We start from the raw sequence: 14,144 nt of genomic DNA, 5'->3' as shown, positions 1-14,144 counted from the left end.
TTATGCCCATCCCGTCAAATATCTCGAAGCCTGTCAGACAAACTGCTAAAACGATTGCGTTGGAACAAATTCAAAAGTGGATTGTGGAAGGCATTCTTGCTCCCGGAGAAAAAATCAACGACGACGAGTTAGCGAAAGCGCTTGGCGTCAGCAGAACGCCAGTCAGAGAAGCTCTGCAATTATTGGCGGTGCAAGGTTTTGTTGAAATGTCACCGGGAAGAGAAACAAGAATCTCTCAAATTGAAAAAAACGATGTTTTCAAGGTGTATCCGCCAATGGCGGCTCTGCAATCCACCGCTGCCGAACTGGCTATCGAAAACATTCAGTCATCGCACTTGGAGGAGATGGCAGCGATCAATCAACAAATGAAGACGGCGATTGACCGAAATGAAATCTATGAAGCGCTTGAGCTTGATAAAGCGTTCCATGATGTCATGATTGATGCGGCCGATAATGAATATATCCGCAATTTCACATCTGTTCTTCATATGCATATTCTTCGACTCGAATATCTTTTTTTCAAATCGCCGCAAAATTCGATTGAAGAACATGAACAAATGATTCAGGCGTGTAAAGAGAAGGATCGGAAAAAAGCGGCCGAGCTGACATACAGCAACTGGATCAAGCCGATTCAGGATATTGCGGATAAATTGAGGTAAAGCAGGCAGAGACGGTACGGTCTCTGCCTGCTTTACGTTTTTGGGGCATGCTATAGCAGATAAACGAGAAGAGTTCCGTACATTCATAGAAAAAGATTTTAAACTGCTGGGGACAATCAAAGAACCATGCCAAGCATCGCATCTCTTCGGGGTTTCCTGTGCTGATCGGCGCATTGGCGGATCATACGGATTATGGTTTAACTGCAAGCATCGGGGGTTTTGTCATTAATTTATATGAGGACGTTTTTTAAACAAGTTGAGAAATCCGCTTTGATGAAAAGGATGCCGGCGGACAACAAGTGCCGCATGTTCTTATTACCCGAAGATCAGCAAAGAGCTCTCCGCCTGTATTTCAGCTTGCGGACAGCTTTTGAAAAGTAAGCTGTTTAAAAGGGTTAAATAATCTTTAATTCAAGATGTTTTACTTGAAAGTAATTTTCACTATCTCTATAATAAAGACTAAGAGAGACAGAATAATCATAATGCATCTGTATGATAATAATTGATGTGTGATTTTTAAAAACGAAAGGGCTGGTAAATATGGCAAAAGTATTATATATCACTGCTCACCCGCATGATGAAGCAACTTCTTACAGTATGGCAACAGGTAAAGCGTTCATCGAATCTTACAAAGAAGCGAACCCAAATGATGAAGTTGTACATATCGATTTGTACAAAGAAAATATCCCGCACATTGACGCGGATGTATTCAGCGGCTGGGGAAAGCTTCAGTCAGGCACAGGCTTTGAAGAGCTTTCTGAAAGTGAAAAAGCGAAAGTCGGCCGTCTGGGAGAGCTTAGCGATCAATTTGCATCTGCTGATAAGTACGTATTCGTGACTCCTTTATGGAACTTCTCATTCCCGCCAGTGATGAAAGCGTATCTTGATTCTGTAGCGGTTGCAGGAAAATCATTCAAATACACTGAACAAGGACCTATCGGCTTGTTAACTGATAAAAAAGCGATTCATATTCAAGCGCGCGGCGGCTACTATTCAGAGGGCCCTGCGGCTGAAATGGAAATGGGCCACCGTTACATCGGCATCATGATGAATTTCTTCGGCGTTCCATCCTTCGATGGTATTTTTGTAGAGGGACATAATGCCGAGCCTGATAAAGCACAGCAAATTAAAGAAGATGCGATCGCGCGTGCGAAAGAAGCAGGAAAAACATTCTAATGAAAAAGCCTCCCCTGATAAAAGGGGGAGGCTTTTGTTTATTGCTCCAGCATAATGGTCCGTTTTTCATCGCTGCTTTTCATCGCGGCTTCAATGATGCGGATGACATCAATACCTTCTTCAGCAGTGACAGGCAGCACGGCGCCTTCCCGTATGCTTTCCGCTATTTTGCGGTAATAGGTAAGGTAAGAGCCATTTACCGATGGAATGGTTTCTGTTTTTTTGTTCTCGCCATGAATGGTTGTCAGCTGTCCGTATAAAGCGGGGTCATCCGCACCCCAGCTGTCATCCTCCGGTTTGCTTCCCGCTCTGAGTGCGTCTTCCTGTGCATCGATTCCGTATTTGATAAAGCTGGAATGCTGTCCGTGGATTTGATAACGGGGGCCGTTTGCCGGAATGATCGATCCTCCGTAAAGAATGGCTTGGAGCTTGCCGTAATCCATTATCAAATGAAAATAGTCAACGGCTCCGGCGTTTTCACGCTGGGTCATCATGTTTGCCGTAACAGCTTTCGGCATTCCGAACAAATGGAGGGCCTGGTCTATGATGTGAGAGCCGAGATCATACAGCGTACCAGTGGCAACGCCTTCTTTTTCCCGCCACCGTGCTTGAACCTCAGGACTGTAGCGATCATAGGAGACTTGATATGTATTGATATCTTCAAGGGATCCATCAGCGATCAGTTTTTTTATCGTTAAAAAGTCGTTATCCCAGCGCCGATTATGATAGACACTTAACAATACGCCTTTTTCAACGGCAGCCTGCTTTAATTTTTCCCCTTCTTCAGCTGTCGCTGTCATCGGTTTTTCCATTACAACGTGTTTTCCGGCCTGAATGCATGCCATGGCATGCTCATAATGAAGGCCGCTCGGGGTGGTGACAATGACAAGTTCAATGGCCGGATCATTTGTCATTTCCTCAAGCTCATGCACAACTTCTGCATCCGGAAAATCCTGTTTCACTTCTTCTGTCCGCGATGTCATGACTTTACTGATGTGATACTCATCCAGAACAGCAAGCAGCGGCGCGTGAAAAACCGAACCAGACAGCCCGTACCCTAATACCCCAACCTTTATCGTATCCACTTTTCTTCTCTCCTTTAAAAGCGTTTTCATAAAAGGTATATACCCTTCTGATCAAATGGTAAAACCTAACTGATTCATTTTTTTGCCGCGTCAAGCTTAGACAACAGTTTGGACAATCAGTATAATGGGAATGAATATAAGAAACAGGGGTGTGCACATGGAGCATAACGAACATAAAACATTAAACCATAAAAGCTCAAAAGAAAAGGATCAAATTACAAACCGGCTGAAGCGGATAGAAGGCCAAGTCAGAGGTATTCAAAACATGGTGGAAAACGATAGGTATTGTGTAGATATTCTTGTGCAGATATCTGCTGTTCAAGCGGCGATGCAAAAGGTGGCTCTCCACTTGCTTGAGGACCACACCCATCATTGTGTAGCGGATGCCATCAAAAGCGGAGACGGGGACCAAGCCATTTCTGAGCTATTGGACGTATTTAAAAAGTTCACAAAATCATAAAGTCTTTTTATATTGTAATACCCTACGGGGGTATGGTAGCATAAAAATAGAAAGAACAAACAGGAGGAATTCATATGGACCAAAAAACATTGCAAGTTGAAGGAATGTCATGTCAGCACTGCGTCAAAGCAGTAGAAACGAGCGTGGGAGAACTGGATGGGGTAAGTGCTGTGCATGTCAATCTGGAAGCGGGAAAAGTCGATATTTCGTTTGATGCTGACAAAGTATCAGTCAAAGACATTGCGGATGCGATAGAAGATCAGGGCTATGATGTAGCCGATTGATTCAAGGTATCGCGCCTTTATGAAGGCGCGGTATTTCTTTCATTTTTATATACCCCCCTGGTGTATATAAAGGAGTGAGTATGTTGAGTGAACAAAAGGAAATTGCGATGCAGGTATCTGGTATGACCTGTGCGGCATGTGCCTCCAGAATTGAAAAAGGCCTCAAGCGGATGCCGGGTGTCACGGATGCCAATGTCAATATGGCAACGGAAACCTCAAATGTCACCTACGATCCTGCTGAAACAGGAGCTGTAGCGATTCAGGAAAAAATTGAAAAGCTGGGCTATCACGTCATAACAGAAAAAGCTGAATTCGATATTGAAGGCATGACGTGTGCGGCTTGCGCCAATCGGATTGAAAAGCGACTTAACAAAATAGAAGGCGTCACAAATGCTCCTGTAAACTTCGCTTTAGAAACGGTTGCGGTCGAGTACAATCCAAAAGAAGCGTCTGTCAGCGAGTTGAAAGAAGCGATAGATAAACTGGGATATAAGCTTAAGCTGAAAGGCGATGAACAACGGGATTCCGCAGCTTCTAAAAAGAAAGAAGAACGGAAGCAAACGGCGAGACTGATCTTTTCAGCGGTTCTATCGTTTCCGCTACTTTGGGCGATGGTGAGCCATTTTACATTTACCTCGTTCATTTGGGTGCCGGATATATTCCTTAATCCGTGGATGCAGTTTGCGCTGGCGACTCCAGTGCAGTTTCTGATCGGCTGGCCGTTTTATACGGGTGCGTATAAGGCGCTCAGAAATAAAAGCGCCAATATGGATGTGTTGGTTGCGCTAGGAACGACGGCTGCTTATGCTTATAGCCTTTATATTACGATCCAAAGCCTCGGTTCCCATGGCCATACAGCCGGCCTTTACTATGAAACAAGCGCGATATTGCTGACGCTGATTTTGTTAGGGAAGCTGTTTGAAACAAAAGCAAAGGGCCGTTCTTCGGATGCCATTAAAAAGCTGATGAAGCTTCAAGCGAAAACAGCGACTGTCTTAAGAGACGGACAGGAGCAAATCATACCCATAGAAGAAGTGCTGGTAAACGACATTGTTTACGTCAAACCGGGCGAACGAATTCCTGTCGATGGAGAAGTGATTGAAGGCCGCTCGGCTGTAGATGAATCGATGATTACAGGAGAAAGCCTTCCAGTTGATAAAAATCCGGGTGACAGCGTGACAGGCGCAACCGTTAACTCAAATGGATTTCTGAAAATCAAAGCTGTCAATGTCGGAAAGGATACCGCGCTTTCTCATATCATTAAAATCGTCGAGGAAGCACAAGGGTCAAAAGCGCCGATCCAGCGTCTTGCTGATCAGATATCTGGCATTTTTGTCCCCATTGTATTGGGGATTGCCCTTCTCACTTTCCTCATTTGGTATATCTGGGCGGCTCCCGGTGATTTTGCAGCAGCGATCAGTAAGGTTATTGCGGTGCTCGTCATCGCCTGCCCTTGTGCGCTGGGCCTTGCCACTCCGACGAGCATTATGGCTGGATCTGGCCGCGCGGCTGAATTCGGGATTCTCTTTAAAGGCGGCGAACATTTAGAAAAAACACATCGTCTCGATACGATTGTTCTCGATAAAACCGGAACTGTGACAAACGGGAAGCCGCGATTGACAGATGCCATTCCATTCGGCCATTTTGAAGAAACAGAACTGCTTCAGTTTACGGCGGCAGCTGAAACGGGATCGGAGCATCCGCTCGGCGAAGCGATTGTTGCCGGCGTGAAAGGAAAAGGGCTTGAAATACCGAAGCTGAACAGCTTTGAAGCAAAGGTAGGCGCAGGCATTTTGGCTGAAGCCGGAGGCAAAACCATTCTCGTCGGCACAAGAAAGTTAATGGAGAGCGAACAGATCGAACATAGGGATCTTCTTGCCCAAATGGAAGAACTTGAGGCAGAAGGGAAAACGGTTATGCTTGTCTCGATTGATGGTGAAGCCGCGGGGCTTGTAGCTGTTGCCGATACGATAAAAGACACGTCACGAGAGGCAGTGGCCCGTCTGAATGCGTTAGGCTTGGATGTCATCATGATGACAGGTGACAATCGCAGAACTGCAGAAGCCATCGCGAAGGAAGCGGGAATTACGAGTGTCATTGCGGAAGTCCTTCCTGAACAAAAGGCGGCAGAAATTTCCCGCCTGCAAAAAGAAGGGCGCCAGACGGCCATGGTAGGCGACGGAATTAACGATGCGCCGGCGCTAGCTACAGCCGATATCGGCATGGCGATTGGAACAGGCACGGATATTGCCATGGAAACAGCGGACATTACGCTTATACGCGGCGATTTGAATAGCATTGCTGATGCAATCCGCATGAGCAGATTAACGATGAAAAACATTAAACAAAACTTATTCTGGGCGCTTGGCTATAACAGCCTCGGCATCCCGATCGCAGCGCTCGGATTTTTAGCGCCATGGATAGCGGGAGCAGCAATGGCATTCAGCTCCGTTTCCGTTGTTCTGAATGCGTTGCGTCTGCAAAAAGTAAAATAAATATGCCGGTTTTTCAGCTTATCGACAAACCCTCGCATTCGTTGTCAGGCCTGCGCGTTGGTGCTCAATGAAAGAATGGAACGGCGGCTAAATTCCAGACGTGCTGTCTAAAGGCCGCCGTCATCACATCCTGTGAAAGTCTGCTCCAATGCTCGTCCTTTCTAGATTTCAAGGGTGTTCAATCATGTTGTCAACAACCGAAAAACCGGCGATATGCCGGTTTTTGTTTATTGTGAAAAAGAAAACCCTAGGCTAGGCCTAGGGTTCCAAAAAGCTTTCAGCGTTGTATTAAGAAAACTCCCCCGGGTGCTAAAATATTTTTGGTTCGCCAACCAAAATATCAACATACGGAGGAGTTTTTTATGTCAAAAGACACTAACAGTTTAGCACACACAACATGGAATTGTAAGTATCACATCGTATTTGCCCCGAAGTATAGAAGGCAAGTCATTTATGGGAAAATCAAAAAAGATATTGGGGAAATACTTCGAACCTTATGTGAAAGGAAAGGAGTCGAAATTATCGAAGCAACAGCGTGTAAAGATCATATCCATATGTTAGTGAGCATACCGCCAAAGATAAGCGTATCGGCATTTGTGGGATATTTAAAAGGTAAAAGCAGTTTAATGATATTTGATCGACACGCAAATTTGAAATACAGATATGGAAACCGGAAATTTTGGTGTACTGGATATTACGTAGATACAGTAGGAAGAAACAAAAAGGTAATAGAAGAATATATACGAAATCAGATACAAGATGATATCGTTGCGGAACAATTAACGATGATGGAATACATCGATCCATTCACAGGTGAAGAGGTCAAGAAAAAGAAACGAAAATAAGGAGAAGGCCTTTGAGGTCTGGCCAGAAAAAGTAGTACATAAGGCGAACCATTCAGAAGCCCTTTAGGGTTTGGTCAGTAACAAAGGCTTTCAGCCGCAGAGAAAACCACCCGTTATCACGGGTGGTGATTATCATTGACACTTTCTTGGTAAAAGCCATATAATAAATGTAATCAATTATATGATTATATGCTCATATATATAATTTCGTTGCCGACACTCATTGATACGCTTGAAGAGGGAACCCTAAATCGGAAGGTAAGGTGAGACTAGTGAAACAGGAATACATTCTGGACGGTTTGGATTGCAGTAATTGTGCCCAAAAAATTGAAAACGGAGTTAAAGGCATAAAAGGCATTGACGGATGCGCGGTAAATTTTGCGGCAAGCACCTTGACTGTCTCAGCCGGTGGGAAAGAAGAGCAATGGGTCGCCAATAAGGTAGAGAAAAAAGTAAAATCAATCGATCCGCATGTAACAGTTCGCCAAAAGCATAAAAAGAAATCAGCTGAAGACGGCTATCGCAATCGAATGATCAATATGCTGATCAGAATGGCGGTTGCTGTCATTTTAGGAGCAGCGGCATATGTCGTTCATTCCGGAACAATCGAATTTTTCCTTTTCCTCGCTGCCTATTTGATCATCGGCGGTGATATTGTCATCCGGGCAATCAAAAACATCAGCCGCGGTCAGGTGTTTGATGAGCATTTCTTAATGGCCCTTGCCACAATCGGCGCTTTTCTGATTAAGCAATACCCTGAAGGCGTTGCCGTTATGCTGTTTTACCAAATCGGTGAGCTTTTTCAAGGAGCCGCGGTCAGCCGTTCCAGAAAATCAATCAGTGCGTTAATGGACATACGGCCTGATTACGCCAATGTCAAAACAAAGAACGGCATCGAACTGGTTTCTCCAGAGGACGTAAAGATAGGAGACATCATTGTGGTCAATCCCGGAGAAAGCATACCCCTTGACGGTAAGGTCGTACAAGGATCAGCGATGGTTGATACGTCTGCATTGACAGGTGAGTCTTTTCCAAGAAAAGCTACAGAAGGACAAGATGTGATGTCAGGCTTTATCAATCAAAACGGCGTTCTGCATATTGAAGTCACAAAGGGCTATCAGGAATCTGCAGTATCAAAAATATTAGATTTGGTTCAAAATGCGAGCAGCCGTAAAGCCCGGACAGAAAACTTTATCACGAAGTTTGCCAAGTATTATACACCTGCTGTCGTGATCATCGCGGTATTGCTGGCCTTTGTCCCGCCGCTGGTTATTCCCGGCGCCGCACTTTCCGATTGGGTGTACCGCGCGCTTATTTTCTTAGTGATTTCTTGTCCATGTGCGCTTGTTGTCTCTATACCGCTCGGTTTCTTCGGCGGAATCGGCGCAGCCTCTAAGGCCGGAGTGCTTGTGAAGGGAAGCAATTATTTAGAAGCCTTGAATCAAGTTAAATACGCGGTGTTTGATAAGACAGGAACATTAACAAAAGGCAGTTTTGAAGTGACAGAAATTAAACCCGCAGAAGGATTTACAAAGGAAAAATTACTTGAAGCGGCGGCATATGCTGAGCTTCATTCCCAGCATCCTATTGCTGAATCTGTGCGTAAAGCTTACGGAAAGACGCTTTCCTCTGACGCGATAGAGTCATATGAGGAAATATCCGGCCACGGCATTTTTGCAAAAGTAAACGGAACAGAAATCCTTGCTGGGAATCAGAAGCTCATGGAAAGAGAACAGATTAAAGGCGTCCCGGATCAAAAAGCAGGAACAATCGTACACATTGCTGTTGATCAACATTATGCGGGAGCAATCATCATAGCGGATGAAGCAAAAGAAGACGCGGCACAGGCGATTGCTGATCTGAAGTCGCTTGGAATCAAACAGACAATTATGCTGACAGGTGATTCAAAACAAACGGGAGAAGCCGTCGGAAAACAGCTTGGCATCGACGAGGTATATGCGGAGCTGCTGCCGCAGGATAAAGTCGCGCGGGTTGAAGCATTAGAAGCCAAGCTTTCGCCAAATGAAAAACTCATTTTTGTCGGTGACGGCATCAATGATACGCCGGTGCTTGCGCGCGCGGATATCGGAGCGGCCATGGGCGGCCTTGGCTCAGACGCCGCGGTAGAAGCAGCAGACGTCGTGCTGATGACAGATCAGCCTTCAAAAATAGCCGAAGCGATTCGGATTGCCAAACGGACACGGCGGATCGTGTGGCAAAACATCGGCTTTGCTTTAGGCGTGAAAGCGATCTTTCTCATTCTCGGAGCATTCGGAATTGCAACTATGTGGGAAGCGGTTTTCTCAGATGTCGGCGTTACGCTGCTCGCTGTGGCAAACGCCATGCGCGTTATGCGTCTCAAAAACAGATAAATTGTCGGAGAGAATTCATTTTTTCGGGCTTTTCTTATCGGCGCTTGTCTTGTTAAAATAAAGAAGCGGGTCAATTGCGATCCGCTTCTTTTTTATAATTTTAAAACGATGAGGTGTCGGAGTGAAAAAGAAACAGCAGTCTTCTGCGAAATTCGCGGTCATCCTTACGGTTGTGGTTGTTGTCTTGTTAGCAGCCATTGTCATTATTAATAACAAAACGGAACAAGGCAATGAAGCGGTTTCCGGACAGCCGTCTATCAAAGGCCAGCCTGTGCTCGGCAAGGATGATGCACCGGTAACTGTAGTTGAATTCGGAGATTATAAATGTCCGTCTTGTAAAATGTTTAACAGTGACATCTTCCCAAAAATACAGAAAGACTTTATTGATAAGGGCGATGTGAAATTTTCATTCGTGAACGTCATGTTCCATGGAAAAGGTTCAATATTAGCGGCTCTTTCATCAGAAGAAGTATGGAAAGAAGATCCTGACTCTTTCTGGGCATTCCATGAAAAGCTGTTCGACAAACAGCCGGATACAGAACAGGAATGGGTGACCCCGGCCGTTCTCGGTGATGTTGCCAAAAGCACCACGAAGGTCAATCCTGAGACGCTCAAGGACAATCTTGATAAGGAAACATTCGCTTCCCAAGTGGAAAGAGATTCCGAACTTAATCAAAAAATGAACATAAACGCCACACCGACGATTTACGTTAATGATAAAGTGATTAGCGATTTCTCAGATTATGATGAAATCAAAGAAACGATAGAAAAAGAGCTGAAAGGGAAGTAAATCATATGAAAAATAGAATTGTATGTTTATATGCTTCTTGGGTTGTCGCTCTTACCGCTATGCTCGGCAGCCTGTATTTCAGTGAAATCAAAAAGTTCATTCCATGTGAACTGTGCTGGTACCAGCGTATCCTCATGTATCCGCTCGTCTTGATTTTAGGAATCGCCACCTTTCAAGGGGACACACGCGTGAAAAAATATGCGCTTCCGATGGCGATTATCGGGGCATTTATTTCGATTATGCATTACTTAGAGCAGAAAGTGCCGGGCTTTTCCGGCATTAAGCCGTGTGTAAGCGGCGTGCCGTGCTCAGGCCAATATATTAACTGGTTCGGTTTTATGACCATTCCATTTCTGGCCCTGATTGCTTTTATCCTGATTATTGTTTTTATGTGTCTGCTGAAAGGCGAAAAATCTGAATAACCAAAAAGCGTCCGCTTATGCCGGGCGTTTTTTCATCTGTAAATGACAGCTCAATAGCGTTTGGTGTACTCCCTCTAAATTTATCTTTTTTTATTGTGAAAATGTTATTGATTTTACGCTTGAGCGATTATAAAATCTAGAGGTCGTCAGAAAATTTAACAAACATAAAGGGAGTCATCAGAATGGCTTGGGAGCTGCTCAGTGTGATTGGCATCATTGCGTTTGCAGTCAGCGGCGCAATTGTTGCGATGGAAGAGGAATATGATATTTTAGGAGTTTATATATTAGGGATTGTCACAGCTTTTGGAGGAGGAGCGATCCGCAATTTGCTGATTGGTGTTCCGGTGTCGGCTTTATGGGAGCAGGGCGCGTACTTTCAAATCGCCCTCCTCTCCATTACGATTGTGTTTCTGTTTCCGAAGCTGCTGTTGAGGCATTGGAACAAGTGGGGCAACTTATCAGATGCGATCGGTCTCGCGGCCTTCGCCATCCAAGGCGCACTGTATGCCGTCAAAATGGGTCATCCGCTTAGTGCCGTTATCGTGGCTGCGGTCCTGACAGGAAGCGGCGGCGGAATCATTCGCGATCTTCTTGCCGGACGCAAACCGCTTGTGCTGAAAGCGGAAATTTATGCGGTCTGGGCGGCTCTCGGCGGTTTAATCGTCGGCTTGGGCTGGCTGGGAAACTCATTTGGCTTGTACGTTCTGTTTTTCGTGCTCGTTGTTTGCCGCGTTTGTTCCTATATGTTTAATTGGAAGCTGCCAAACCGTTCTTTTCGCTTAGATAACTAACATCATAAAAAAACCGATTTCAATTTCAAATCGGTTTTTTTGCATATAAATAACCCAAACCTTGATTGATATTGGGTAAATGTGCTAAGATAAATTGTATTTGCTTATTTTTATCATATTTATAATATATATCCAATTTTATTTTACAGTATTTCATCTGAATTTGTCAACTATTTTCTGGAGGTGCCGTCCATGAATCAGCAGGATAAGGAATGGAAGGAAGAACAGTCAAGAATAGATGAGGTACTGCAGGAGCTCGGGCGAAAAGAGCGGTTTCTGGAAACGTCTGCAGGCGGGTTAAAGCATGATATTATCGGATTAAGAAAAAGCTTTTGGGAGGATGTTACGGTCAATCTTGATGATACCCATGAAGCGGTTGAAACGATGGCAAGCATTAAGCAGCAGGCGGAGCTGCTGTCTGATCGGGAACGAAATCATCGGCGTATGGATCAGCAGCTCAAACGAATTCATCAATTAAAAGCATCGCCTTATTTCGGCCGGATTGATTTTATTGAAAACGGAGAGGAACAGGCAGAGCGAATTTATATCGGTTTAGCTTCTTGCATGGATGAGAAGGAGGAACACTTTCTGATCTATGACTGGAGGGCGCCGATATCCAGTATGTACTACAATTATTCCCCAGGAAAAGCGGAGTACGAAGTGCCCGGCGAAACGATAGAAGGCCAAATGGTGCTGAAACGCCAGTTTATCATTAAAAACGGCGCTCTCAAGGCAATGTTTAATACTGATATGACGATCGGTGATGAAATGCTGCAAGAGGTCTTGAGCCATCAATCTGATACCCAAATGAAAAACATCGTGTCTACAATTCAGAAAGAACAAAATCAGATTATCCGTAATGAAAAAAGCAAATTTCTGATCGTGCAGGGAGCAGCTGGCAGCGGGAAAACATCGGCAGCACTCCAGCGCGTCGCTTATTTGTTATACAGGTACCGCGGCGTTATTGATGCCGGACAAATCGTTTTATTTTCTCCAAACTTTTTATTTAACAGCTATGTCTCCTCTGTTTTGCCTGAGTTAGGGGAAGAGAATATGGAACAGGCGACGTTTCAGGAATATATCGAGCACCGGCTTGGCCGCAAGTTCCTATGTGAAAGCCCCTTTGATCAGCTCGAATATTGCCTGAGCGAATCAAAGAAAGGCGGTTTTCCGTCAAGGCTTACGGCAATCACATGGAAGGCGAGCTTATCTTTTCAGGAATTCATTGATGAATACGTCAGCCGGCTGTCCTCCGAAGGGATGATCTTTAAAAATATCGTCTTCCGCGGACAAAAACTGATTACAAAGGAACAAATTCAATCCTATTTTTACTCATTGGATCAACACCAGTCCATTCCGAACCGGATGGAGCAAACGGCAAAGTGGCTGCTGAGTGAACTTAATACATTTGAGAAAAAGGAACGGCGTAAGGATTGGGTCGTTCAGGAAGCTGAGCTGCTCGACAAAGAGGATTACCTGGACGTGTACAAAAAACTCCAGGAAAGGAAACAGTTCAGTGAGAGCACGTTTAACGATTATCAAAGAGAGCAGCAACTGCTTGCCGCCATCATTGTGAAAAAGGCGTTCAATCCGCTCAAACAGGCGGTCAGGCTCTTTGCGTTTCTGGATGTCAAACAGCTGTATTTGCATTTGTTTTCCAGCTGGGGAGGGAAATTTCAGCATGCGGAGACGGCAGCGATAGGAGCGCTGACCCGATCGGCATTTGCGGAAAATAAATTGCTCTATGAGGATGCGGCGCCGTTTCTTTATATGCAGGATTTGATCGAAGGCAGAAAGAAAAATACGAAGATCAAACATCTTTTTATCGACGAAGCTCAGGACTATTCACCGTTTCAGATGGCTTACATGAGAAGCATTTTTCCGGCCGCCAGCATGACAGTGCTCGGTGATATCAATCAGTCCATATACGCCCATACCATACATGGCGCAAAGTATATGGATGCGTGCTTTGAAGGTGAGCCGGCTGAATATATTCGTTTAAAGAGAACGTACAGATCGACAAGGCAGATTGTCGATCTAACAAAAGCGATGCTTCAGGACGGAGGGGACATTGAGCCTTTTAACAGAAACGGGGAAATGCCTCTCGTTTTCAAAACCGAAGGGCGTGAGGACCTTTGTCAAAAGCTCACGAAAGAAATGGAACGGCTCAAGAAGCAAGGGCATGAAACGATCGCCGTCATTTGCAAGACTGCCCAGGAATGCATACAGGCGCACGCTTACATAAGCGAATATATAGATATCCGGCTGATTCATAAAGAAAATCAAACATTTCAAAAGGGAGTTTGTGTCATTCCGGTTTATTTAGCGAAGGGAATTGAGTTTGACGCAGTCCTTGTCTATGATGCATCGGAAGAACATTATCAAACAGAGCACGACCGCAGGCTCTTATACACTGCCTGCACCCGGGCGATGCATATGCTGGCGGTGTTATATACAGGTAAGGCAAGTCCGTTTGTAACGGCCGTGCCGTCTCACTTATATCAGAATGCTGAGTGAAGAGAAGGGGAGCCTTCTCTTTTTAGCGTGCCGACAAACCCTCGCATTTGTTGTCAAGCGTGCGTATTGGTGCTCACTTGAAAAAAACTCAGCGGCTAAATGCTCGAGATCCTGCCCAAACGCCGCTGTCACCCCATCCTGCAGAAGTCTGCCCCAATGTACGTCCTTCCTAGAATTCAAGGGTTAAAGATGACAAAACCCTAAAGCTACGTTTATTTGTGTAGAGAAGGACGTCCTTCTCTTTTTCT

General features: G+C 45.0%; 12 protein-coding genes. 11 read left to right on the top strand and 1 reads right to left on the bottom strand.

Translation table 11 applies throughout. The annotated features are described in order from the left end of the window. Positions 1–2 precede the first annotated feature (2 nt). Positions 3–659, top strand: coding sequence for a GntR family transcriptional regulator (locus ABZM97_RS17350; protein ID WP_087991141.1), 657 nt, complete (start codon positions 3–5; stop codon positions 657–659). 540 nt (positions 660–1,199) lie between these two features. After that, positions 1,200–1,835 (top strand): FMN-dependent NADH-azoreductase AzoRB, encoded by a 636-nt coding sequence (azoRB, locus tag ABZM97_RS17345; protein ID WP_003235159.1) that lies wholly within the window; start codon positions 1,200–1,202, stop codon positions 1,833–1,835. 38 nt (positions 1,836–1,873) lie between these two features. Here the strand turns inward: azoRB and ABZM97_RS17340 are convergent, their stop codons facing one another. Further along, positions 1,874–2,950, bottom strand: coding sequence for an oxidoreductase (locus ABZM97_RS17340; protein ID WP_087991140.1), 1,077 nt, complete (start codon positions 2,948–2,950; stop codon positions 1,874–1,876). Between the two features lie 127 nt (positions 2,951–3,077). Between ABZM97_RS17340 and csoR the strand changes: the two genes are divergently transcribed. The 9 genes from csoR (at position 3,078) to helD (ending at position 13,896) form a co-directional block, all read left to right on the top strand. Next, positions 3,078–3,380: a copper-sensing transcriptional repressor CsoR gene (gene csoR, locus ABZM97_RS17335; protein WP_087991139.1), complete on the top strand. Its 303-nt coding sequence runs from the start codon at positions 3,078–3,080 to the stop codon at positions 3,378–3,380. Positions 3,381–3,454: 74 nt separating this feature from the next. Then, complete coding sequence (gene copZ, locus ABZM97_RS17330; RefSeq protein ID WP_087991138.1) at positions 3,455–3,664, top strand: copper chaperone CopZ; 210 nt, start codon at positions 3,455–3,457, stop codon at positions 3,662–3,664. An 83-nt stretch (positions 3,665–3,747) separates the two neighbouring features. Then, on the top strand, positions 3,748–6,159 hold the full coding sequence (copA, locus tag ABZM97_RS17325) for a copper-exporting P-type ATPase CopA (protein ID WP_367387502.1): 2,412 nt from the start codon (positions 3,748–3,750) through the stop codon (positions 6,157–6,159). 362 nt (positions 6,160–6,521) lie between these two features. Next, a complete protein-coding gene (gene tnpA, locus ABZM97_RS17320; RefSeq protein WP_333561836.1) occupies positions 6,522–7,004 on the top strand; it encodes an IS200/IS605 family transposase in 483 nt (160 codons plus the stop codon). 263 nt (positions 7,005–7,267) lie between these two features. Next, entirely contained in the window at positions 7,268–9,376 is a 2,109-nt protein-coding gene (locus ABZM97_RS17315) for a heavy metal translocating P-type ATPase (protein ID WP_367387015.1), read from the top strand. A 121-nt stretch (positions 9,377–9,497) separates the two neighbouring features. Then, positions 9,498–10,166, top strand: coding sequence for a DsbA family protein (locus ABZM97_RS17310; protein ID WP_087991135.1), 669 nt, complete (start codon positions 9,498–9,500; stop codon positions 10,164–10,166). A gap of 5 nt (positions 10,167–10,171) precedes the next feature. Further along, positions 10,172–10,588 carry a disulfide oxidoreductase gene (locus ABZM97_RS17305; protein ID WP_087991134.1) on the top strand — a complete coding sequence of 139 codons (417 nt, stop codon included), beginning with the start codon at positions 10,172–10,174 and terminating at the stop codon, positions 10,586–10,588. A gap of 182 nt (positions 10,589–10,770) precedes the next feature. Then, positions 10,771–11,379, top strand: a complete 609-nt coding sequence (locus ABZM97_RS17300; RefSeq protein ID WP_087991133.1) for a trimeric intracellular cation channel family protein — start codon at positions 10,771–10,773, stop codon at positions 11,377–11,379. 192 nt (positions 11,380–11,571) lie between these two features. Then, positions 11,572–13,896: an RNA polymerase recycling motor HelD gene (gene helD, locus ABZM97_RS17295; protein WP_367387014.1), complete on the top strand. Its 2,325-nt coding sequence runs from the start codon at positions 11,572–11,574 to the stop codon at positions 13,894–13,896. Positions 13,897–14,144 lie beyond the last annotated feature (248 nt).

Origin of the sequence: Bacillus vallismortis (genome assembly GCF_040784915.1) — a bacterium.
Taxonomy (GTDB): domain Bacteria; phylum Bacillota; class Bacilli; order Bacillales; family Bacillaceae; genus Bacillus; species Bacillus subtilis_G.
This window is presented reverse-complemented; position numbering and strand designations above follow the sequence as displayed.